23 protein-coding genes, 4 tRNA genes and 1 pseudogene are annotated in these 20,477 nt (G+C 66.2%); 16 read left to right on the top strand and 12 right to left on the bottom strand.

Annotated features, from left to right (window positions below; translation table 11 throughout):
• Positions 1–82 precede the first annotated feature (82 nt).
• Positions 83–247, top strand: a complete 165-nt coding sequence (locus D7D52_RS38050) for a hypothetical protein (RefSeq protein ID WP_162958585.1) — start codon at positions 83–85, stop codon at positions 245–247.
• Positions 248–250: 3 nt separating this feature from the next.
• Here D7D52_RS38050 and D7D52_RS27630 read toward each other — a convergent pair whose 3' ends face one another.
• On the bottom strand, positions 251–1,105 hold the full coding sequence (locus D7D52_RS27630; RefSeq protein WP_120740963.1) for a phytanoyl-CoA dioxygenase family protein: 855 nt from the start codon (positions 1,103–1,105) through the stop codon (positions 251–253).
• A gap of 45 nt (positions 1,106–1,150) precedes the next feature.
• Here D7D52_RS27630 and D7D52_RS27625 point away from each other — a divergent pair, with 45 nt between their 5' ends.
• From D7D52_RS27625 to D7D52_RS27615, 3 genes are all read left to right on the top strand, one after another.
• Positions 1,151–1,723, top strand: coding sequence for a TetR/AcrR family transcriptional regulator (locus D7D52_RS27625; RefSeq protein ID WP_120740961.1), 573 nt, complete (start codon positions 1,151–1,153; stop codon positions 1,721–1,723).
• A gap of 49 nt (positions 1,724–1,772) precedes the next feature.
• Positions 1,773–2,174, top strand: coding sequence for a nuclear transport factor 2 family protein (locus D7D52_RS27620; protein WP_120740958.1), 402 nt, complete (start codon positions 1,773–1,775; stop codon positions 2,172–2,174).
• Between the two features lie 66 nt (positions 2,175–2,240).
• Complete coding sequence (locus D7D52_RS27615; RefSeq protein WP_120740955.1) at positions 2,241–2,477, top strand: hypothetical protein; 237 nt, start codon at positions 2,241–2,243, stop codon at positions 2,475–2,477.
• Between the two features lie 111 nt (positions 2,478–2,588).
• Here the strand turns inward: D7D52_RS27615 and D7D52_RS27610 are convergent, their stop codons facing one another.
• Positions 2,589–3,710, bottom strand: a complete 1,122-nt coding sequence (locus tag D7D52_RS27610) for a helix-turn-helix domain-containing protein (protein ID WP_120740952.1) — start codon at positions 3,708–3,710, stop codon at positions 2,589–2,591.
• Positions 3,711–4,159: 449 nt separating this feature from the next.
• On the opposite strand from D7D52_RS27610, the gene D7D52_RS27605 reads away from it, so the two are divergent.
• The 3 genes from D7D52_RS27605 (at position 4,160) to D7D52_RS27595 (ending at position 6,046) form a co-directional block, all read left to right on the top strand.
• Positions 4,160–4,453, top strand: coding sequence for a hypothetical protein (locus tag D7D52_RS27605; protein ID WP_162958584.1), 294 nt, complete (start codon positions 4,160–4,162; stop codon positions 4,451–4,453).
• Positions 4,454–4,513: 60 nt separating this feature from the next.
• Positions 4,514–5,089, top strand: coding sequence for a hypothetical protein (locus D7D52_RS27600; RefSeq protein ID WP_120740946.1), 576 nt, complete (start codon positions 4,514–4,516; stop codon positions 5,087–5,089).
• Between the two features lie 174 nt (positions 5,090–5,263).
• Entirely contained in the window at positions 5,264–6,046 is a 783-nt protein-coding gene (locus D7D52_RS27595) for a hypothetical protein (RefSeq protein ID WP_162958583.1), read from the top strand.
• Positions 6,047–6,189: 143 nt separating this feature from the next.
• Here D7D52_RS27595 and D7D52_RS27590 read toward each other — a convergent pair whose 3' ends face one another.
• Positions 6,190–7,098, bottom strand: coding sequence for a LysR family transcriptional regulator (locus tag D7D52_RS27590; RefSeq protein WP_222932685.1), 909 nt, complete (start codon positions 7,096–7,098; stop codon positions 6,190–6,192).
• 214 nt (positions 7,099–7,312) lie between these two features.
• Here D7D52_RS27590 and D7D52_RS27585 point away from each other — a divergent pair, with 214 nt between their 5' ends.
• Positions 7,313–8,194 carry an alpha/beta fold hydrolase gene (locus D7D52_RS27585; protein ID WP_120740941.1) on the top strand — a complete coding sequence of 294 codons (882 nt, stop codon included), beginning with the start codon at positions 7,313–7,315 and terminating at the stop codon, positions 8,192–8,194.
• A gap of 104 nt (positions 8,195–8,298) precedes the next feature.
• Here D7D52_RS27585 and D7D52_RS38045 read toward each other — a convergent pair whose 3' ends face one another.
• Entirely contained in the window at positions 8,299–8,517 is a 219-nt protein-coding gene (locus tag D7D52_RS38045) for a hypothetical protein (RefSeq protein WP_162958582.1), read from the bottom strand.
• Positions 8,518–8,871: 354 nt separating this feature from the next.
• Positions 8,872–9,816, bottom strand: coding sequence for an NADP-dependent oxidoreductase (locus tag D7D52_RS27575; RefSeq protein WP_120740934.1), 945 nt, complete (start codon positions 9,814–9,816; stop codon positions 8,872–8,874).
• Between the two features lie 90 nt (positions 9,817–9,906).
• Between D7D52_RS27575 and D7D52_RS27570 the strand changes: the two are divergent.
• A pseudogene (locus tag D7D52_RS27570) lies at positions 9,907–10,470 on the top strand (TetR/AcrR family transcriptional regulator); the annotation flags it as partial.
• Between the two features lie 9 nt (positions 10,471–10,479).
• On the opposite strand, the gene D7D52_RS27565 reads toward D7D52_RS27570, so the two are convergent.
• Positions 10,480–11,247, bottom strand: coding sequence for a 2-phosphosulfolactate phosphatase (locus D7D52_RS27565; protein ID WP_120744515.1), 768 nt, complete (start codon positions 11,245–11,247; stop codon positions 10,480–10,482).
• 126 nt (positions 11,248–11,373) lie between these two features.
• Positions 11,374–12,354: an AraC-like ligand-binding domain-containing protein gene (locus D7D52_RS27560; protein ID WP_162958581.1), complete on the bottom strand. Its 981-nt coding sequence runs from the start codon at positions 12,352–12,354 to the stop codon at positions 11,374–11,376.
• A gap of 530 nt (positions 12,355–12,884) precedes the next feature.
• Between D7D52_RS27560 and D7D52_RS27555 the strand changes: the two genes are divergently transcribed.
• A complete protein-coding gene (locus tag D7D52_RS27555; protein WP_120740926.1) occupies positions 12,885–13,952 on the top strand; it encodes a terpene synthase family protein in 1,068 nt (355 codons plus the stop codon).
• A 3-nt stretch (positions 13,953–13,955) separates the two neighbouring features.
• On the opposite strand, the gene D7D52_RS27550 is transcribed toward D7D52_RS27555, so the two are convergent.
• On the bottom strand, positions 13,956–14,858 hold the full coding sequence (locus tag D7D52_RS27550; protein WP_120740924.1) for an oxygenase MpaB family protein: 903 nt from the start codon (positions 14,856–14,858) through the stop codon (positions 13,956–13,958).
• 214 nt (positions 14,859–15,072) lie between these two features.
• Here D7D52_RS27550 and D7D52_RS27545 point away from each other — a divergent pair, with 214 nt between their 5' ends.
• Genes D7D52_RS27545 through D7D52_RS39495 form a run of 3 tightly spaced genes read left to right on the top strand, consistent with a single transcriptional unit; the run spans position 15,073 to position 16,873 of the window.
• Entirely contained in the window at positions 15,073–15,297 is a 225-nt protein-coding gene (locus D7D52_RS27545; RefSeq protein ID WP_120740922.1) for a hypothetical protein, read from the top strand.
• A 3-nt stretch (positions 15,298–15,300) separates the two neighbouring features.
• Positions 15,301–16,173, top strand: a complete 873-nt coding sequence (locus D7D52_RS27540) for an MlaE family ABC transporter permease (protein WP_120744514.1) — start codon at positions 15,301–15,303, stop codon at positions 16,171–16,173.
• 1 nt (position 16,174) lies between these two features.
• Positions 16,175–16,873, top strand: a complete 699-nt coding sequence (locus D7D52_RS39495) for an ABC transporter permease (protein WP_246023335.1) — start codon at positions 16,175–16,177, stop codon at positions 16,871–16,873.
• Positions 16,874–17,128: 255 nt separating this feature from the next.
• Here D7D52_RS39495 and D7D52_RS40420 read toward each other — a convergent pair whose 3' ends face one another.
• Complete coding sequence (locus D7D52_RS40420; RefSeq protein ID WP_425464571.1) at positions 17,129–17,368, bottom strand: transposase family protein; 240 nt, start codon at positions 17,366–17,368, stop codon at positions 17,129–17,131.
• Between the two features lie 853 nt (positions 17,369–18,221).
• Positions 18,222–18,296 (bottom strand) — tRNA-Val (locus D7D52_RS27520).
• Between the two features lie 353 nt (positions 18,297–18,649).
• On the opposite strand from D7D52_RS27520, the gene D7D52_RS27515 reads away from it, so the two are divergent.
• From D7D52_RS27515 to D7D52_RS27505, 3 genes are all read left to right on the top strand, one after another.
• Positions 18,650–18,722: transfer RNA gene (locus tag D7D52_RS27515), tRNA-Gly, on the top strand.
• A 23-nt stretch (positions 18,723–18,745) separates the two neighbouring features.
• Positions 18,746–18,816: transfer RNA gene (locus D7D52_RS27510), tRNA-Cys, on the top strand.
• 28 nt (positions 18,817–18,844) lie between these two features.
• Positions 18,845–18,919: transfer RNA gene (locus D7D52_RS27505), tRNA-Val, on the top strand.
• Positions 18,920–18,979: 60 nt separating this feature from the next.
• On the opposite strand, the gene D7D52_RS27500 is transcribed toward D7D52_RS27505, so the two are convergent.
• A complete protein-coding gene (locus D7D52_RS27500) occupies positions 18,980–19,792 on the bottom strand; it encodes a PIG-L family deacetylase (protein ID WP_120740920.1) in 813 nt (270 codons plus the stop codon).
• Positions 19,789–20,241 carry a hypothetical protein gene (locus tag D7D52_RS27495; RefSeq protein ID WP_120740917.1) on the bottom strand — a complete coding sequence of 151 codons (453 nt, stop codon included), beginning with the start codon at positions 20,239–20,241 and terminating at the stop codon, positions 19,789–19,791. Before D7D52_RS27495 ends, D7D52_RS27500 begins: the two co-directional genes overlap by 4 nt.
• Between the last annotated feature and the right edge of the window lie 236 nt (positions 20,242–20,477).

The raw sequence follows: 20,477 nt of genomic DNA, 5'->3' as shown, positions 1-20,477 counted from the left end.
CAGAGCAAGCAGCTGCCCGCTTTATCGAATTCCGAATTTTCTCTATCGTTTCGGACCCCGCGTGGGGTCCGGAGAGGAAGTCATGAGATTTCGTGGGCCACTGCACGAGCGCGCCATCGTCAAATACGAACGCGTCGAGGGGCGATACCGGGTATCGGTCACTCCGGCGGACCGGTTGTCGTGGCGGACCGGCTATGCGCCGGACATGCGGGAAGCCGTGGAACTCGCGCACGACCTCGCCGACTGAGCACTACCGCGGCGGTGCGCCGGGCTCCAGCAGGCGCTTGGGGTGCATGCCGTCGACCTGACCGATGAACGGCGGGTGAATGCTGTAGCCCAGCATGCGGCGAATGTCCTCCGAGACCGCGCGGACCGTGTCGCGAGTCATGGAGAGCGTGAACGCTTCCTGCGGGCGCAACCACGGTTCGCAATATTGGGCGGTGAGCGCCAAACGCGGATTCTTCGAACGGTTCGCGCCGCCGCCGTGCCAGAGGGTGCCGACGAAGAAGACGCAGCTACCGGCGGGCATGACGACCGGTTCACGCGGCTCGCCGTCCGGGAGGCGATCACCCCAGAGGTGGCTGCCGGGGACGATGTCGGTGGCGCCGTTCTCGGCGGTGAAGTCGTCGATGGCCCAGATCGTGGCCGCCCCCAAGGCTTTTCGCGGACGCGGGAGCGGGTAGAAGCCGTCGTCGGTGTGCAGCATCTGCGCCTGTTCGCCGGGCAGGATATTGATCACCTGCAGCATCGACAGCAGGTAGTTGGGCAGGAACAAGCGATCCAGCAGCGCCAGTACGCGCGGGTGGTCGGCGATGCGGTCGCACGCGCGGGTCTTGTTCAGCACGCTGTAGATCCGCTGGGTGGCGTGGCCTTCGAAGTTGTTGCGTCCCTTGAGATCCAGCAGCGGGAGCACCGCGGCGCGGATGGCGTCGAGCTCGGCGGGCGACAGCAGCTCCGGCAGGATCACGTACCCGTCGCGCAGCACCGCGGCCAGATCCGCCTCCGCGATCGCCGGATCGATTGCCGCGCCACCGCTTTCGGTGCGCCGATAGGTCCCGGCCAGATCCCCGTCGAGGTCGCGCAGCGACGTCACCTTGCCACTCATGCCGCCATCCTAATGACGTAACCGAATTCTGTTATCGTTTCGACTGTGGCACGCGCACCGATCGGTCGTCAACAGCTTCTCGATGCCGCGCGCGATGAGCTGGTCGATGCCGGCGGCACCCTCGAACTGAGTGCTCTGACCCGGCGCACCGGTCTCAGCACCGGCGCCCTCTACCACCATTTCGGCTCCAAAGTCGGTCTGCTGGCGGCGATCTGGGACGACTTCTACGAAGGGTTGAGCGAGGCCACCGCCGACCATCGACTCCCCGACGGGGACTGGCCCGCCCGCGAACGCGCCCGCACCCACCGCTTCGTCGCCTACCACTTCGACCATCCCCTCGCCGCGCTCCTGCTCAACCGCGCGGCCCCGCACCCCGGCCTCGCCGAGATCGAGTCCACCTACATCCGCAACCTCACCGACGCCGCCGCCACCAACATCCGCCGCGGCCAAGCCACCGCCGAAATCCCCGCCACCGTCGACCCCGACACCGCCGGCGCCTACGTCATCGGCGGCCTGCGCCACGGCATAGCCCAGCAACTCCGCGTCACCCCCCGCCCACCGCTCCCCCTGGCCGCCGACCACCTGTGGCGTTTCACGGCTGCCGTCCTATCCCTCTAGCCACGAAAACCACTGGCCCCACCCTCATCCCTGGGCACCATTGCCACCCATGCCCTTCACCACCGCCGACCGCCTGGCCATCCACGAGCTCCTGGCCCTCCACGGCCATGTCAGCGACACCGGCGACTTCGCCCGCTTCCCCGAAATCTTTACCGACAACGTCGAATACGACCTCACCGCCTACGGCGCAGGCGTCATCACTGGCATCCCCTCCCTCATCGCCCTCGCCCTCCAACTAGGCGACCGAAACCCCCTCGCCCACCACGTCACCAACATCATCGTCACCCCCACCACCCCCACCTCCGCCCAAGCCCTCTCCAAGGGCCTGGCAGTAAACCTCGACGGCACCACCGCCAGCGTCACCTACGAAGACACCCTCCACCAAACCCCCGCCGGCTGGCGCATAACCCACTGCCGAGTCCTCCCCCGCCAAAAACCCCTCACCCCCTGAGCAATCGACTCACGGCCGTAGAATTGGGCTCGGCCACAGCGTGCGAGCAACCAGCGGAGGCGACGTATGACCGACGAGGAAATCGTCATCCTGTTCGCCCTGACCAGACTCGACAACGCGACCAGCGACCTAGACCTGGAAGACATCGCCGCCCTCGTAGTACGCCGCCTGACCCCCGACCAGGTACTCGACCTCGCCACCCGCACCCTCGCCACCCGAAACGAACTACGCGGAGCCATGTTCGAGTCCGCCGTCGAACACGTCCTCCGCACCGTCCTCACAGCCCGAGGCCCCGTCGACTGACGAATCGCGCAAGCCATTGCGAGCCAACCCATAACTCGGGGAAGGCGGTTGCGGCGCGCCAGGTCGACGAGGAGGGATTCGACAACCGGTACTGAGCGCGGCGCGCGTGGCTCAGGCGACCGTGCGCTCGATTTCGGTCACTCGCCGGTCGAGACGCGAGGAACTCGCACCTTCGGCGGCGATCCGTGCGAGTTCGATTGTGGCTCGGGCCGCGTCGAGATTGCCTGTGCGGGCGTAGGCGTCCGCGAGCCAGGTCCGGTACAGCGCGACCTCGCGGGCGTGTTCAGGCGGATAGCTTTCGATCGCCCGGGAGAGAAGCGGCTCGGCCCGGCACGCCTCGCCGAGCTCGACGAAGCAACGGCCCGCCATGACATCGATCTCCGAGCGGTTGAGCCAATAGACCCACTCGGGCTCCTCGATGCCAGGCGAGTGCGATTCGTAGGCGTCGTCAACAGCGTCGAGGGCGCGGCGCGTCTCCTCGTGGTCACGCGAGCGGGCGCTGGCCCAGGCAAACCGCTCCAGCAGCAACGCACGAACGACAGGGCTCGCACCCCTGGCGCCCGTGACGGCAGCCCGAGCCAATATGGCCGCGTCGCTCGGGCTGCCGATATTGGCAATCTGATAGCTCAACGAGGACAACAACTGTCCGGCGAGCGGTCGCTCGCCCGCCGCCGCGGCGGCCGATAGCCCATCGAGGTAGATCCGTTGTGCCTCAATGTATTGCCCCGCATCGGAGGCGACCCATCCGGCGAGCTGGGCCAGCTCGCTCACCGCCACGAGCAGCCGCTTGCCGATCGGTTCGGCGAAGCTGGCCTCGCGCACGACCTCTTGTGCGTTGGTGAGTTCCTTGTGGACGACCGGGTAGAGGTCTCGGCCCCCGATCGAGTCGTCGAAGTGACGGAGTTCGATCACACGGCGCTCGAGCTCTTCGGCGAGGCTCGCGCCCACCCGGCGGCCGACGGCCGTATGGCGGACGGCGGGCGAGTCCGAGACGAGCCATTCGAGAGCGAGCCGTATCGGGTCTGTCGCCGGTGCTTCGAGGGTCTCGACGGAGACATTCAGCGCGCGGGAGTATGCGACGACATGCTCGCGTCGTACACGGCGTGCGCCCGTTTCGAGCTGGCCGAGCAGCGACTTGCTGAAGTTCGTTCGTGCGGCCACTGCGACCAAGCTCAGGCCCGCTGCTTCGCGCGCGGCTTTGAGTCGCGCTCCAGAGACCGGCCGCCCTCCCATGACCCAGCATCGTAGGCCCGTTTGTGGACGTTTGTGGACGCGAATCGTATTCGATTCGCTCTCGTCATCGGCAACGCTCGAAATGCACGCGGTGCCAAGCTGATCGCTCGCTTGGTGCCGGGTGCGCTCCATCCGTACCAGGGAACTGGAGGCACCCGACAATGGGGATCATCCTCGCGATAACCGTCATTGCGCTACTGCTGTTCGTTTCCACGATCGCCTTCCGCGCCATCGATGGCCGACAGTCCGCAAACCGCCCGCTCACGGTCGCCGATATCCAATCCAGACTGGCCGCAGAGCCGCCGCGCACGTACGTTCCGATCAGTCGGCGGTGGTGACGATGGGCCTGCTGCCCTCCGCGGTCGGATTTCTGCGCAGCGATGTCTCGGGGCTGAACCAGCCGCGTGACGAGCAACGGCGCGGACTCCGCGGCCGAGCTAGGCCGTGCGATGTCCATTGAAGGAGTTTTGGCCGTCCTGAACGAGCGGCCGCGGGCATGGCTGCAATACGACGATGGTTCGTGGGCGCCCGTTGCCGAGGACGGGCGGGTCGGGCAGTCGATCACTGTGGAGGATCTGCTCGCGGTCGCCCGGCAGGATCTCGACGCGCTCGAGGCGGCCGGATTCATCACCGAAGTCATCGACATCGAACCCCTGTCGGTCGTCGATGTCGAGTACGGCACTGGACAAGGAGGGCAACCCACGCTGCCCGCGCTCGAACGCGGACCCATCGACCGCCCGTAGCGGCGGAAATCCGTTTGAGCAGCGGTAGACTCGCCGCTGTGACACTTTTGAGGGCACCCGATGAATGACGCATTGAACCCCGGATACTTCAACGAACAAGCCCAGCAGGATCCGCTGTGGATCGCGTGGGCGCAACCGTCCCGAATCGCCGCGCAAATCGACCTGTTGTTCGCCGAGTCGCTGCCGATGGCTTCACCCGAAGGTGACCCGCGGCCGGACGCGGAGCGATTCAGTCACGACATGGTCGGCTGGGTGTGCGAGCAGTTCGACGACCTGTTCCCGGACTGGGAGGCGTTGACCGAACCCGACAACGCCGACCTCGCCGACCAGTTCGTCTGCTACTTCGGCGAAGCATTGCGTGCCCTCGCCGGGGGCGAATGGTTCAACGAGGATTACGAGACCGCGCCGGGGTCGGTGCTCTACGACGAGAAGTTCACCCCCGCGATCGGCTACCGGTGGGGCAACAGCCCCGACGACATCACGAGCCTGCTGTTCGACGCGGTCGAGGCCGACGGCGGCACCGACGCGTTCGTGTCCATCGGTTCCGAGATCTATTCGCGCTCGGTCGATTACGCCCACGAGCGCGGCGTTCCGCACGAGATCGACGAAGAAAGGCGCAAGGCCGGCCTCGTGTAGGCCGCCGTGAGCACTCCCGAAGATCCCGACAAGAGTCGGCGGGCAGCGCTCGAGCGTCAGCGCAGCGCGCAGCAGGAAGAGTCGGCGCGGCGGCGCGCCCAACAGGAACGCGATCGTGACCGCGGCCGCGAATCCAACGAAAAGGGCCGCCACTTCCATGAGGGGATGGCCCAGATGCGCGGCGAGACCGCGCGCAACGGGTGGGTGCACGAACGCGAGGAACGCACCTCGCTGGGCGGGCGAAGACATGACACCGCCCGAGTAGGGCCGGACGGGCGGTTGCGCGAGTTCACCGAGTACAAGAACCGCCGCTATATCGGCTACGACGAGGCGTTCTTCCAGCTGCAGAAAGAACGTGAAATCCTCGAACGCAATCCGGACGCGCGGGGGCGGGGGGTCATCCGTGACAGCGCACGTCTGGACCTGCATGTGCGCACCGCGATGGATCGGCTCAAACACGATTTCCCCGGCCGGTTCGAGGAACAACGTGTGACCCGCGAACAGGCCCGCAAGGCGGAGGCCATCGGACGTGAACTCGAGCGGACCTGGGAGAGCGGTCAGCTCGAGCTACACGACGTCGAGCGACTGCGTGAGCAAGAACGCGAACGCCAGCGCGAACGCCACCGGCAGCTGGCGCAAGAGCGCGCCGACCGGGTCCGTGCGCAGAAGGAGGAGCGCGAACGGGCAGCGCGCGAGCGTGCCGAGGCGGAAGCTGCGGAACGCACGCGCGCTTTGGTGCAGCGCGCCAAGGAGATTCAACAGCGCGAAAGGGAACTCAGGAAGTTGATGCCGGGCGCACCGGACGATGTGCGAGCTGTGTTGTTGGCGCAGTCTCGGCTGCCCAGCGACCCCAAGCGCAGCCGCAGCGAGGCGACCGAACGCACCATGCGCGCCGGCCGGGACACACAGCAGCGCGACCGTGACCGCGGTCGTGACGGACGGGGGCGAACCGACTGACAACCCCGACGAGGACTTGGTCCTCAGCAGCCGCCAAGGCCGTTCGCGCACATGACTTTTCACGTCCATTGTCTCCGCTAAACGGGTCGCGAAATGTCGGCGATCGTGGATTATCGGTACAGCACATGCGCTGCTCGTTTGGTTCAGCCCTTGCGGTCGTGAAGGTTGCGGCACTGCTGCTCGACAAGGTTGGCGAAGTCTCGTGCGAGCGGGCTGAGGGATTCCCAACGGCGTACCGCCCATCCGACCGTCAGTGGCGGAAGGAAGGGCAGGGGCTTGAAGCGCATGGGCCGATCTGCGGCGGAATGGTAGGGCAGGGCGGGGACGATGGCGTGGCCGATGCCGAGTTCTGCGAGTAGGACAGCGGTGTTCCAGTCGGCTACACCGGTTTCGGGTTTCAGCTGGATCCCCAGCGCGTTCAGCGCGGTGTCGAGCTGGATGCGGGAGACGGCGTTGTCTGGCAGCCGGATGTGCCTGATCTCGGCGAGATCGGCCGCGGTGATCGGGTGGCGCTGCGTGAGCGGATCGTCTTCGCGGACAGCCAGCACCCACGGCAGCGCCATGACGGGTCGTTGTTCGACGCCGGCGATGGCGTCGCCGATGCTCACCCACGCGAGATCGACAGCGCCGTCGGTGAGGGCTTCGAAGCACCGGCGGCTGGAGATGATCGTTCGAAACTCGAGTGTGGCGCGGGGAAATCGCTGCCGGAATTCGATCACGGCGTCGGACATGAGGTTGCGGATGGTGGTGGCGCCGGTGGTGACGCACACGGTGCCGGTATGGCCACGAGCCATGTCGGCGAGCCGGGCGAGTGCTTGGTCGAGGCCGAGAATTCCGTCTCGTGCTGCGGTGAGTAGCACGAGTCCTTCGGGTGTGGGTGTCACGCCCGCCGGTCCGCGTTCGATCAGGCGGACTCCGGTGGCGTGTTCGAGCCTCTTGACGTGCTGGCTCACTGCGGGCTGTGTGCGCGCGAGGTCACGTGCGACAGCGCTGAGGTTTCCGGCCTGGCAGACCGCGACGAATACCCGCAGGTCGTCAATGGTTATCCGCACGAAATTCACGGTAGCGCGAGGATGATCAAAGCCCAGCCTTGGGGATTGCCAAGCCAATTCGAGGATTGACCGGCCACCCGCGAGTCGTGATGATCATTTCGGGCCCAGGGCGGCAACCCGCCCCCTCCCCCACCCCGTCCGGATAGGAGCCGGGGGAATCAGGGGCGGGTGCCGACCCGAACGACTCTGTCGAATCGAAATCACTTGGAGGGGCATGGATTCGGACCTGCTACGACAGTGGCATCTCGGTGGAGAGTTGCTCGAGGTGACGGTCCGCGGCACCGCGCGGCGGGTGTTCGTGCGATGCAGTGGTGAGGGGCCGGCCCTTGTGCTGTTGCATGGGTTTCCGGGCTCGTCGTTCGAGTGGGCGGCCGTCGAACCTGGATTGGCGAAACACCACACCGTGGTGACTGTCGATCTGCTCGGCTTCGGTGCCAGCGACAAGCCCGCCGGGCATCGATACAGCGTCTTCGAACAAGCCGATCTCGTTGAATTAATTTGTGCCGCAATGGGATTGATGACGATTTCGATGGTTTCCTACGATTACGGAGCGATCGTCACCACCGAGCTGCTGGCCCGGGGCGACGCGACAGGTATCGGGCTCGGGCGGTGCGTTTTCCTCAACGCAGGTCTCTACGCCAACAAGTACCGGCCACGGCCGGCCCAGCGCGCGCTACTCGTTCCCGGTCTCGGGGCGCTGCTGGCCAGAGGTTTCACCGAAAGCGTGTTCGCCCGTAGCTGGGGCGAGGTGTTCTCGTCGCAGCATCCTCTCTCCCACGACGCCGCGAGGCTACATCACCGCGCCCTGCGTGAAGGCGATCCCCACGGTGACATTCATCGGCGACTGCTGCGCTATATCCCTGAACGTGCTGCGCACGCCGCACGATTCGAGAACGCCCTCGCCACCACCGAGGTACCGCTGTCGTTCCTGTGGGGCATGCGTGACCCAGTGTCCGGGCAGGCGATCGCCCACGAACTTCGCCGACAGCGCCCCGCCGCAGACCTCATCGAATACTCCGAAGTCGGGCATTGCCCCCACATGGAGATCCCGCACCGCGTTACCGCCGACATCCTCCGCCGCACCCAGGAGTTCTGAAACGCATGAATCCCGATCGTCGTCTACATGGCGGTTCCGGCCCTGACAGCCGTTATTCAAACGCACGGCCTTCGGCTGCAATTACGGGTACGCCGACAGCGGCCTTACAGGCTGACGGAGCGGGCGTAGCTCACGCGGGACATGACCTCTGCGAAGGTTTCTCGCTCGAGGACCGGTATCAGGGTCTGGTGGTATCGGCCTCCGCTGGCCACCGTGACCTCGACGTAGCCCGATACTTGGGTCTCCTTGATCAGCAGGAAGAACAGGCCGATGAAGCAGACTGGGAACAGCAGGATGGCCAGCACGATTGCGTAGGCTGGCATCTTGGTTTCGATACGCGAGTTGTCCACCGCGTTCCACGCTGCGCCCCGCAAGGGCATTTGACCCGAAGGCGTGACGATCACACCCGGCATCACCGTGATATCTCCGACGCTCACCAAGGGCATTACCGGGATGGGCATCTGACCCGGGATGGGCTGTGGCGCATGGGGCTGCGGTACCGGCAACCACTGATGTGGCTCAGTCATCGGCCCTCGAATTTGCAGAGTCGGGCACTCGTGCCATCGCGATCTTGTACATGCGGTGACACTGCCTCGCACCACAACCCGGGACAAGGCATTCCGAAACCCTTGGCACACCATGTCACAGGCACGGCACAACGGGCTCGTCACGGGCGGCTAGAGGTCGATGACGACCTTGCCCTTTACTCGGCGAGCGGACTGGAGTTCGACGGCTGTGCGGATTTGGTCGATGGGGTAGATGGCGGCGATGGGGACTTGGAGTTGGGCGGTGGCGACGAGGTTGGCTAGTTGGTTCAGGGTGGCGGGGGCGGGGGTGGCGCCGTTGGCGGGGGTGATGCCTTCGATTTGAGTGGCGATGGTGGTGATGCGGGGGTCGGGGACGCCGAGTGTTCTTGCGGCGTGGACGGTTTCGGTGCCGAAGAGGTCGATCGCGGCGGTGACGCCTTCGGGGGCGAGGGCACGGACACGGTCTTCGAGGCCGTCGCCGTAGGCGACCGGTTCGGCGCCCAGGTCGCGCAGGTAGTCGGCCGAGGCCGCCGAACCCGTTCCGATGACGCGCGCTCCGGCGATCCGGGCCAGCTGGACGGCGAAGACACCGACTCCGCCGCCGGCGCCGCCGATCAGCACGGTGTCCCCAGGACCGACGCCGACCACGGTCAGGGCGGCCGAGGCCGTGCGGCCGGCGATGGTGAGGGTCGCGGCGGCGCGATCGTCGACGCCGTCGGGAGTGTGATGGGCTTCGTTCGCCGGTCCGCCCGCGGTCACGTCGATCACCACGAAGTCGGCGACCGCGCGCGAGAGGGCACTGCCGAATACGCGGTCGCCCCGCGCGAAGTCGGTCACCCCCTCTCCCACCTGATCGACCACACCCGCGTAGTCGGATCCGAACCCGGCCGGCAGCGTCAAGCCAAACCGCCCGGCGGTCTCGGCGTCGGAGGTCATGAACCAGTCCATCGGGTTCAGTCCGGCCGCGCGGACGCGCACACGCACCTGTCCCGGTCCAGCCTCCGGAACCGGGACCTCCCGCACGGCGAGGACTTCCGGGCCGCCGAACGAATCGAGTTGGACTGCCCTGCTTCGGATTTCACTCTGCGCCTGCATACTCGCCTGCCTCCTGTATGGGACGAACGCCCGAAGCGGACTATGCTCCGCTTTATGACCGACTGTAACATAAGCGGAGCGTGATCCGTTTTGGCTGAGGCGGGGAACCCGACCCGACGTGCGGATGCGGCACGCAATCGCGATCAGCTGCTCGCGGTGGCGACGCGCGTGTTCGCGTCCGCTGACGCCGAGCCGTCCCTGCGGGCGATCGCCCGCGAGGCCGGGGTGGGTATCGGCACGCTCTACCGGCACTTTCCGACCAGAGAGTCACTGGTCGACGCCGTTTATCGCAGCCAAGTCATGGGGCTGACGACCGGTGCCCACCAACTGCTGGAACAGGGCCCTCCCGCCGTGGCGATGCGTCGGTGGATGGATCTGTTCGGTGACTGGGTCGCGACCAAGAACGGCATGCTCGAGACGCTGCTGGCGATGATCGAGGCGGGCGAGATCGCTCATGGCCAGACCCGAGACGAGTTGCTGGCGGCCATCACCACGCTCCTCGAGGCCGGCCAGGCGGTGGGCGAGATCCGTCGAGACGTCACCGCCGAAGACGTCGCGGCGAGTCTGATCGGAATTTTCACCGTGGCCCCGAAACCACAGCAGGAGGCTCTCGGCGGTCGGCTGTTGGACCTCCTGATGGATGGGCTTCGGCCGGTGGGAGGTTTACGTCGCGTCGGTGAAGAGGCCGTCGATGAGGACGGGAACCACGGTGCTGGAGTCGATTTCGGCGGCGATGGTGACGTCGTCGGTGAATCCGAGGGCGGTTAGTTCGCGGCCGGATGCGCTATCGGTGATCAGCGCCGGCACGTCGGGCTCCGAAAGGTAGGTGGCTCGCGCGCATCGGGCTTCCGGGGAAAGCGGTGCCCAGCCATGGGAGGCCACAGCTTCGATGACCGCGCCGGCGCCGAGTAAGTCCTCGATGGCGGGGCGGAGGGTGTCGCGCTTGGGCCAGTGTTCTCCGGCGGCGACCACGCCGACGGGGCGCTCGGCAGTTCCCCAGCCCTGCTTCACAATCCACCGGCCTACCGCCGTCGCGTTTCGCAACGAGGCTGCGACCACCGGCACGCCGGCGACCGCTGCCGAGATCGCGGAACCGTTCGGGGAGGGCAGTACCAGGCGTTGGGGGGCGGGTGCTCGCCGCAAGGAGGCGGGCGACAACGACCATGGCTGTTCGGCGGATACCGCGGTGCGGCCCACTGCCAGTCGAGCGTCGTGGGCGCGGGCGAAATCGGCGGCGGTCTCGTCGCGGAAGGCGTAGGGGAACACTCGAGTTCCCGCCTCGACTGCCACGGAGACCGCCGTGGTGAACGACAGTACGTCGATCACCACGATGGCCGCGCACTCGGAGCCCAGGGCCAGCGCCCCAGCGAGCCCCCATTCGAACCGCACCCCGAATCCGCGCTGCCGAGCCCACTCCGGCTGTGCCGTCACCACATTCCCCTCTCCGCGTAGCACTCCACCTTCTCATCGAGAGCGCACACGGCCTGTCCGGCAGCACGGCGGCGGGACGCAATACGCAGGCCGAGGGGGATTCGCTCAGGCTGAGGCGAATTCGGGCTAGCGGGAGCGGCCGCGCGGACCGAGTTGGTCCCGGAACTGGCCGGGGGTCAGGCCGGTTTCCTCGCGGAAGGCGCGGTAGAAGTGACGGTCGGTGGCGAAGCCGGAGGCGGCGGCGACCGCGGCGAGGGAGCGCGAGGGATCGGCGCGGATGAGGCGGCGGGCGTGAGCGATTCGGGTGCGGCGCACGATGGCGCCGGGTTCGCCGAAGCCCTCGCAGACGCGGTAGAGCGTGCGGCGCGAGATCAGGCAGGCGTGCGCGATCTCGTCGACGGTGAGATCGGGGTTGGTGAAGTGCTTGCGGATGTAGGCCAGCACCTGCTGGCGGGTATAGAGCGAGTCCGAAGGAGCGGGTGAGGTCTCGCCATTGGCGAGCAGCAGCGCCGAGGCCATCATGCCCGCGGCGTCGGTGCCGAAGACGGTGACCGCCTGATTGAGTTCGTCGGGCGAGAGTTCGGCCAGGCCGCGAAAGAATCCGGTCACCACGCCGAGCGCACCGGTGGCGGGTACGGCACTGGCGGTCGGCAGTTGTTCGCGGGTGAGCCCGGAATGCTCGAGGACCAGTTGCATCGGCGCGCGCACCATGGTGAACAGGCAATTGTCGGTGGTGCGGCTCTCGAGCGGCTGGCCGCTGTCGAAGAAGGAGATGGTGCCGGGCTTGCATTCGGCGACCCGGCCGCCCTGCTCGGTCCAATTGGTGCCTTCGAGCACGATATTCACCAGCAGGAACTCTTCGGTCGACTGCGCCACCATCTTTTTTGTCCGCAATGCCCGTTGCGCACTGGCTCGCATGCGCGAGACGGCGAAACCGTCGAATTGCGTTGTGGCGATCTGTCCCTGCCAGTGACCTTGGCGCAATGGCTCGATCACCGTCGGGGCGACCGCATCCGACATCAGGGCTTCCCACTGCTCGAACGCCTGACGTGGCGAAAGGGTCGAGGACGATGAGATCTCGACAGCGCCGAATGCGGCTTGCTCCACGCGGGTAATCTTCCCACCACATATCCCCCAGCAACCAGGTTTCGCCAGAGATCCGTATTCGGTTCGAGATGAAGGCCACGGCCGTGACCTCGGGGAGTACCGATCGGTCAGCCGAGTGAGATCGATCTCTAACAGACCGGACGGTCCGTACAGTCTTCCGGTTTGCCGGACCGATAGCCGGAGTGCAGGCCGGGCCCCGCCGGAACTCCGTCGCCACGCCGACCGATCGAGAGGATGGAAGCCCCGCCGCCGGCGTCCCTCCGCCTGATCAACTGCCACAACGACATCCGGGCGCGCCCACACGGCCCACCGGTCGAATCCCGCTCCCCGCGAGGCCATCCGGGGTTTGCGGACACCCCGGCGACTTCGTCACGTTACGCCACCGCGCGGCCCCCGCCGCGGGCGCCGCGGAATGCCAAAAAGCTTGCCGCGCTGCAGATCTTGCGATTCCATGATTATCGTCCGAAATGTCGGTTATCCTGTCAACCGGAGGGCTTCCGCCTCCCGCCGAGCGAACCCGAGTGTTACCTATGAACGAACACGATCTGCGGCACCTGGAAATCCCGCTTCCCTTCGCGCCGCAACGGCATTCCATGAGCGATCGAGCACAGGAAAGAGTTCAAATCTGGGCGATGCGTTTCGGATTACTCGCCGACGATGCCGCGGCGCGACGGTTCGAATCGCTCGGTTACGCACGATTCTCCGCATATTGGTGCCCCACCGCGTCTTTCGCCGACATGCTCCTGGTCGCCGAATGGATCACGCTCTTCTTCGTTTTCGACGATTTGCAGAACCAGGCCATCACCACCGGTCGGCTGGAGGACTACGACCGGTTGCGCCACACCGCCCTGCAGGTGGTGTACGAGCGCGGTGTCACGGGGCCGGTGCCACCCGTCATCGCAGCTCTGTCCAACCTGTGCACCCGCACCTTCCCCAGGAATTCCGTTGCCTGGCAACGCCGTTTCGAATTGAATCTGGAATTGTGGCTCATCGGGCATGCCCGCGAGAATTCGTTCCGTCAGGCCGGCCGCTCCCCCGGCCCGGCGGAATATCCGCGGCTGCGCCGTGATGCCAGCACGGTATTGCCGACCGTCGATCTGGCGGAAGTCATCGAACACACCGAATTACCCGACGCCCTCTATTTCGGTCCGTCCTATCAGGAGATCATCGCCACCACCGCCGATATCATGTGCCTGACGAATGATTTGCATTCGCTGGCAGTGGAATACGATGCCGAGGACACCATCAATATGGTGACCACGCTCCGCGATCATCGGGGTATGAATTTGTCCGAAGCGGTCGCGGAGGTCCGCCGGCTCATCGACGTGAGAATCGCCGACAGTCAGGCCGCCGCGCAGTCCATCACCGCCGAAATGGACGCACTGCATCTGCCGCCGCGAATTCGCAACGGCGTCCGCCGCTGTATTCGCGATTGCCAATCCGCCATGGCCGGAATGGAATTGTGGGATCGGACAGAGACCGTGCGGTTCACCCCCGACGAGGAGTTGGGGGCCACCCGCGCCATCGACTACAACAACGGCTTCCTGGACGCCTCCGAGCTGGGCCGGGCGGCCCCGGCGGATTCGCGGAGGGTGTAGCCGTCACAGCAGCTGCCGATGCCGCCGCATGCGACGGCGGACATCGGCCATCATCGACCGGGTGCCCGCGTCGCGAACGAACCTGGGAATGAAGCGGTTCACGAAGCCGACGAACCGGAACAGATGCTCGAAACGGCGCTGGTCGGCGGCCGACCATTGCACGCCGAGCTGTTCGCGGAAGTACGGCGGCAGATAGCCGGCGGTCAGGAAGCGCAGCAGCCCGCCGAAGACGATCCGCAGGGACCAGTGGATCATGCGCAGGTGCAGCAGGTCGTCGACGAAGGCGCGGACCTTCTCGTCGGCGGCGACCTGTTCACACGCCCGCAGCCAGTACTCGTCGAAGTCGGCCCGGGTACGCGGCCACATCTCCGCGGTCACCTGGAGGGTGGTGCCCAGTGGCGCGGCGGTCGAGTAGAACGCCTGCGCCTGTTCGGGATTCATCTTGCCGTTGAGCAGTTGGTAGGAGTCCTCGAACCCGACGTAGAGGCACGCGGCCACCCACAGTTGCAGGTTGCGATCGAACGCGTTGTAGGCGACCGGGGCGCCGGGTTCCGACTTCACCTGCCGGTGCGCCACATTCACCGCGTCCCGGAAGGCGGCCTTCTCCTCGGGCGTGCCGAGGATCGCCACCGCCAGGTAGGAGGACGTGGTGCGCAACCGTTTCCAGGGATGCACCATGAGCGCCCCGGACTCGACCTTGCTGTCGGCCACGCCGTGCCCGACGCCGGGCCGGGCCATCTGCATGGCGACGTTGGCCGCCGCGCCGGAGAACTGCCAGAAGTCCAGCGCGTCTTCGAGTTTCGGCGACCGCTTGCCGTCGGGGCGGTGCACGCCGGGGATGGGGATGCGCGTCTGGTCGAGGGTGAGGGCCGGCTCGCCGGACGGCTGCGCTGCCGCGCGGGTCATGGTTCCCCTTCCGAGTAATGATCGCGATGAACGGTTACTAACTTAATCTCACATGCCCCGCCCAAAAAGACACGTCACAGGCGCTGCAGCACCACTATAGAGCGCAGAGAAGATCTCCGAAACCACTTACATTCGCGAGAATCGGCAGTAACATACGCAGCTGCGGCGGTTCGTGTGCAGAGGTGCGGACCGGGACCGGAAGGACGTTCACGGCATGCTGAAACGCTTGGATCGCATACTCGGCTACGAGATGAAGGTGTCGGAGTTCCTGGGCACCTTGATCATTCTCGGCATCCCCTACGGGCTGATCGGGCTGGTGTGGTCGCTGACCCACACCGCGCACCTGAAGCAGCTGCACGGCATCGATGTGATCGTCTCGTTCCTGGGCGCCATCGTGTGCTGGCCGGTGCTCACCTTCTCGAACGTGTGCATGACGTAGATGATGGCGCTGACACTCGAAAATCAATCCCCCGCAGTCGAACCCGAGCCCGGTGAGCTGGATCGGATCGGCGCGAGCCTGCGGGGGCTGTGGCGGCGGCATCCGCAGCGGTCGCTGGAAACCCTTGGGCGGCAGGTGGAACTGGGCCGCGACGCACTGGCACAGCTGGTGATCTCGATCCTGCGCGCCCGCTTCCCGTATCGCGAGTTCATCAAGCAGTGCGCCTTCATGACCAGCGTCTCGGCCGCGCCGACGGTGCTGGTGGCGATCCCGATCGCGGTGGTGGTGTCGATTCAGGTCGGAGCGCTGGTCGATCAGGTCGGTGCGACCACCTTCATCGGCGCGGTAGCCGGACTGGGCATCATCCGCCAGGGCGCGCCGCTGGTCACCTCGCTGATGATCGCGGGCGCGGTCGGGTCGGCCATCACCGCCGACCTGGGTTCGCGCACCATTCGCGAGGAGATCGACGCCATGATGGTCATGGGCGTGGACCCGGTGCGGCGTCTGGTGGCTCCGAGAATCGCGGCGGCGGTGCTGGTGAGCATGCTGTTGTGCGGGTTCATCGTGTTCGTCGGCTTCGCGACCGCCTACCTGTTCAACGTCTACGCCCAATCGGGCACGCCCGGTTCGTTCATCGGCTCCTTCGCGTCCTTCGCGGTCGCCGACGATCTGGTGATCGCGGTGCTCAAGGCGGCCGTCTTCGGATTGCTGACCGCGGTCATCGCCTGCGATACCGGCCTGCACGCGCACGGCGGCCCGGGCGGGGTGGCCAATGCGGTGAACTCGGCGGTGGTGAGCTCGGCGCTGATGCTGTTCGCCACCAACGTGGCGCTCACGCAGCTCTACAACACACTGCTGCCGACGAAGGTGGTGTGAGATGGGCTCGACCTACACTCCCCCGCCGCTGAAACCGGTGCGGCTGGTCGCGAGCGCCGCGGCGATCCCGGTGCGGGCCAATCAGCGCCTGGGCCATCAGGTGCTCACGTTTCTGCGAGCGTTGCTCGCGATCCCGTTCGTGCTGAAGCACTATCGCCGCGAGGTCCTACGGCTGACCGCCGATGTCGGCTGGGGCAACGGTTCGCTGGTGGTGGGCGGCGGGACCATCGGCGTGGTGATCGCGCTGTGCGGCTTCGCCGGCGTCACCGTCGGCATGGAGTCGTTCACGGCGCTGAACCTGCTCACCATGTCCCCGCTCACCGCCGCCATCTCCGGTTTCGCCACCACCCGCGAACTGGCCCCGATCATCGGAACGCTGGCGTTCCTATTTCACCGCGGTCCTCGACGGCGCGACCGGGGACTGCGCAAGCAATTCGATTCCACCAGCAAGGATTTGCGGGACGTGCTCACCCAGGGCCAGGTGGTGTCCAAGGCCACCGACGTGCAGTGCGCGGTACGCAACGCCGGCGCCGACTCGGCCGAGGCGATCGTGGTGATCGGGCAGACCATCACCAGCCTCGGGACGCAGGGCAAACCCGCGCCGGGGCAACTCTCGATGGTGATGCGGCTGCAGCGCGCCGGGGGCCGCTGGCTGGTCGACAAGGTGAATTCACCGTTGGCGCAACAGCCGCAACAGTGACTACCGGGCGGCGAACCGGCCGGCCGGGGCGTCGTGGCCCGCGCACCACTGATCGGCGGGTACCACGGCCTTCACTTCGGCGATATGCTCACCGCAGCCGGCCCAGGTCGTCTTGCCACAGGACTCACAGGGGACGGGTTGACACACGGGCGCTCCTCTCGTTGCCGATGATCGAAGGAACATCCAACCACACCCCGCCGACACCGGGCGGACCCGGGTTATTCATCGCGAACAATGAGGTGATCTCAGCGACTTTCATTGGTGTCGGCCGTGTTCGAAATGGGTGAGGACGAGTGCGGCTTTGACGATGTCGCCGATTTTCTCGGGGCTGGTGGTGAAGTGGCGCAGGGCGCGCCAGCGTCCGGTGAGCAGGGCGAAGCCGCGTTCGGCCAGGCAGCGCAGCCCGCGTAGCAGAGCGTTCCGGGTGCGGGTGTCGATATCGAGGTCGCGGCCGTCGCTGGGCTGTTTGACCGCGGCTGATGCCGAACCCGGCACCGAGCACCTCGAGGTCCTCGCGCTTCCGGAACCAGGCCAGCACGAACATCGCCTGCCGAAACGGTGTCAGTGCCCGAGCGCCGCGGCGGGTGCCGCGGGCTCGCCGTTCGGCGGCCAGCAACCGCGAAACATGGCAGACCAGCTCCCGAGACACGTCGAGCATGGCACGATAGGCAATCACGTGGAGTCCTTCAGGTATCAGGTTCTTGTGGTGAGAAACCGTTTACCTGGGACTCCACGCCTGTGTCCGGGCAAGTCCCGAAACTCACGAATGCCCGAATCATTCAGGCACACAACAAACTTGGTGAGATCACCTCAATGGCCATCCGGAAATGGCTCAGGCACAATGTTTTACTCGTGCTGCAGCTGATCAGGTCACGAGTTGAGCAGCAGGCGGCGGCGTAGGAGGTCGAAATTCTCCCGGCCGAACATGGCTCTTTGAGCGCCTTCAGCTGCGTGACGGTCCCCTCGACAGCACAACTACTCCAGGGGAGGACCGGTCCGTTGCGGACCGCGTCAGAGCCCTTGAGCAGACCGGTGGCGAATCCTTGGAGCTGGGAGATGTCGCTGGTACCGCAACCTCCACGCGCTCAACGACAGCCGATTCCACCGAGGATCCCGCTGAGGACTCGTCGGCGCCCTGATCCCACGGCTGTCTACGGGCAAGCCCCTGATCCGCAGGCCGAGGTGCGGCACGAGCCCAAGGAGACTCTGGCTACTGTCGCCGATAGATCCACCGAGTCGTTATCAAGATCACGAACGAGCTATGACTATGACAACCAGTCGATTTCCCCGACGAATTCTGCAGAGAGGGAGGTAACGGACATGTCTGCAGCCAATAACAAATTGCCTTTGGTGGTTCTAGCTGGGATCGAACCAGCGACCCCTCGCGTGTGAAGCGAGTGCTCTCCCGCTGAGCTATAGAACCGGGTCGGTGTCGACGAGTCGACTGTTCGGCGGCTTGGGGTGCCGGTCGAACGAGAATGAAGATTACACACCCGGTTGGGGGGACACCAAATCGGGTGGATAGGGGCGTGAAACGGGGGTTTGAGGGTGGGGCGGATGAGGTTCATTTCGGGTTTGCCGGGGGGACATGGGGGTGTCGCATGGGTGGGGTGGGATGGGCGAAGGGTTGCGTGTCTGGGGGGCGGGGCGGCGGGGGGACTACATGGGTGTAGTTCATATTTTGGCTGGTCTACCAGGCGATTTGTTGCTTGCGCATGGCGTCGGCTAATGTTCTCTCTCGTCAGCGGGACAGCCGAGAGGCGCCCGGGGAGACATGCGGATGTAGCGCAGCTGGTAGCGCATCACCTTGCCAAGGTGAGGGTCGCGGGTTCGAATCCCGTCATCCGCTCGAGAGGCCAACACGGCCTGCTTGGCGGTGTGGCCGAGTGGTGAGGCAACGGCCTGCAAAGCCGTGCACACGGGTTCGATTCCCGTCGCCGCCTCTTCTTCACGAAGAGGATAACAAGACCCGCGCGATTAGCTCAGCGGGAGAGCGCTTCCCTGACACGGAAGAGGTCACTGGTTCAATCCCAGTATCGCGCACCAGGATTCAGCGAAAAGGCCCGGCTCACGCCGGGCCTTTTCGCTGTTCAGCGCACGGTGTGCTCAGCGCAGGCCGGCGAAGAGATCGGTCTCCTGGGCGGGTGCGGCGGCGACGCGGTTGCGGTGGCGGACGAAAGTCTCGGTGCCCAGGATCAATTGCTGCAGGTCGGAGGGCATGCGCAGGAAGGGGACGCTGTCGCCCTGGCTGGCATGGGCTTCCAGCGCCTTGACCTTGCGCTGTACATAGGCGGCGACGTCCACGTAGGTGGTGATCTGGTCCATCGGCGTGCCGAAATCCTCCGGCGGCTCGAAGTCGAGCTGGCCTTGGGCGCGCAGTTGCTCGAACATCTCCCGGGAGCTTTCGCGGGGAATCGCGGTGTAGTACAGCTTGTCGGGGATGTCGGTGGCTGCGGTGGCCGCCAGGGTGATGCGGCTGGCCTGGATGTGGTCGGGGTGGCCGTAGTTGCCGTTCTCGTCGTAGGTGACGACCACCTGCGGGCGATAGTGGCGCATGAGGTCCGCGAGCCGGGCGGCCGCCTGGTCGACGGGGACGTTCCAGAACGAGTCGGGGCGGTGGTTGGCCTCCCAACCGTCCATTCCGGAGTCGCGGTAGCCGAGCAGTTCGACGTGTTCGATGCCCAACAGCGCGGCCGACTCCCGGAGTTCGGCGAGCCGCAGCGCGCGGACCGCCTCCGGATCGTGGCCGGGTTCACCGGGTTTGATGCCGCCGGGTGCGTCGCCCTGTTCACCGTTGGTGCAGGTCACCAGGACGGTGCGAATGCCTTCGGCCGCGCAGCGGGCGAAAACCCCGCCGGTGCCGAGGACTTCGTCGTCGGGGTGGGCGTGCACGGCCATGAGCGTCAATCGGTCGGTCATGAATCTCCGTCTGTCGGGTGGCCCTGGGTGTCGGAGCCCGCGGCGGGCCCGATGCGACGTGGTTTGGCGACGCGGCGGATGCCGGCGGCGGGGGCGTCCTCGGCGGCGCGTTTGCGGCGGGCCGTGCCGAGATCGATGACGCTGCCGTCCTCGCCGGAGCCGTTCGCGGCGTCGGTGTGCGGTGTGAAGCCGGCTTGGCCGGGATCGACGGGCCACCAACCGGTTTCGCGTTGCAGTTCCGAACGCAGCACGGGCCGGGTGGGAGCCGGATCGTAGGCGGACAGGCCCTCGGGCTGCCAGGTCTTGCGCGGGCTGACTTCCTCCGACATGCGCCGCGGGCGGCGGGGCAGCCGGGTGAGATTCGAGGCGGCGTCACCTGCCTCGGGAGAACCGGCCTCGGCGGCCTTGAGACTCTCGAGTTTCTTGCGTAGCCGTTCGACGGCGTCCAACCTGTCGCCCCCGGGGCCCGGTAGTGATCCGCGGCCGGGCACCTCCCGATCCGACATCGAACTACCAGCCGACAGTGGCCGCGACCGCGGCCGACCCGACGACCGGTGGTAGACCCACCGGATCTCTGACTTCGTTCCCTCGCGTGACACTCACGTTCGCATTCTCCCTCGAGACCGCCGCAGACGTTCCCGCCCAGTCTCCCACCGTCCACCGACGCCCGGCCCACAGCGGTGCC

The sequence above is a fragment of the Nocardia yunnanensis genome, from assembly GCF_003626895.1.
GTDB lineage: Bacteria > Actinomycetota > Actinomycetes > Mycobacteriales > Mycobacteriaceae > Nocardia > Nocardia yunnanensis.
This window is presented reverse-complemented; position numbering and strand designations above follow the sequence as displayed.

What these genes read in the sequence shown, in the direction of transcription:
- D7D52_RS27610 (WP_120740952.1), bottom strand. Translation starts at nt 3,710, where the DNA reads ATGGGAGGGCGGCCGGTCTCTGGAGCGCGACTCAAAGCCGCGCGCGAA.
- D7D52_RS38045 (WP_162958582.1), bottom strand. Translation starts at nt 8,517, where the DNA reads ATGCCAGCCTACGCAATCGTGCTGGCCATCCTGCTGTTCCCAGTCTGC.
- D7D52_RS27605 (WP_162958584.1), top strand. Translation starts at nt 4,160, where the DNA reads ATGTCCATTGAAGGAGTTTTGGCCGTCCTGAACGAGCGGCCGCGGGCA.
- D7D52_RS27555 (WP_120740926.1), top strand. Translation starts at nt 12,885, where the DNA reads ATGAACGAACACGATCTGCGGCACCTGGAAATCCCGCTTCCCTTCGCG.
- D7D52_RS27600 (WP_120740946.1), top strand. Translation starts at nt 4,514, where the DNA reads ATGAATGACGCATTGAACCCCGGATACTTCAACGAACAAGCCCAGCAG.
- D7D52_RS27545 (WP_120740922.1), top strand. Translation starts at nt 15,073, where the DNA reads ATGCTGAAACGCTTGGATCGCATACTCGGCTACGAGATGAAGGTGTCG.
- D7D52_RS27500 (WP_120740920.1), bottom strand. Translation starts at nt 19,792, where the DNA reads ATGACCGACCGATTGACGCTCATGGCCGTGCACGCCCACCCCGACGAC.
- D7D52_RS27585 (WP_120740941.1), top strand. Translation starts at nt 7,313, where the DNA reads ATGGATTCGGACCTGCTACGACAGTGGCATCTCGGTGGAGAGTTGCTC.
- D7D52_RS39495 (WP_246023335.1), top strand. Translation starts at nt 16,175, where the DNA reads ATGGGCTCGACCTACACTCCCCCGCCGCTGAAACCGGTGCGGCTGGTC.
- D7D52_RS27550 (WP_120740924.1), bottom strand. Translation starts at nt 14,858, where the DNA reads ATGACCCGCGCGGCAGCGCAGCCGTCCGGCGAGCCGGCCCTCACCCTC.
- D7D52_RS27615 (WP_120740955.1), top strand. Translation starts at nt 2,241, where the DNA reads ATGACCGACGAGGAAATCGTCATCCTGTTCGCCCTGACCAGACTCGAC.
- D7D52_RS27540 (WP_120744514.1), top strand. Translation starts at nt 15,301, where the DNA reads ATGGCGCTGACACTCGAAAATCAATCCCCCGCAGTCGAACCCGAGCCC.
- D7D52_RS27595 (WP_162958583.1), top strand. Translation starts at nt 5,264, where the DNA reads ATGCGCGGCGAGACCGCGCGCAACGGGTGGGTGCACGAACGCGAGGAA.
- D7D52_RS27630 (WP_120740963.1), bottom strand. Translation starts at nt 1,105, where the DNA reads ATGAGTGGCAAGGTGACGTCGCTGCGCGACCTCGACGGGGATCTGGCC.
- D7D52_RS38050 (WP_162958585.1), top strand. Translation starts at nt 83, where the DNA reads ATGAGATTTCGTGGGCCACTGCACGAGCGCGCCATCGTCAAATACGAA.
- D7D52_RS27575 (WP_120740934.1), bottom strand. Translation starts at nt 9,816, where the DNA reads ATGCAGGCGCAGAGTGAAATCCGAAGCAGGGCAGTCCAACTCGATTCG.
- D7D52_RS27620 (WP_120740958.1), top strand. Translation starts at nt 1,773, where the DNA reads ATGCCCTTCACCACCGCCGACCGCCTGGCCATCCACGAGCTCCTGGCC.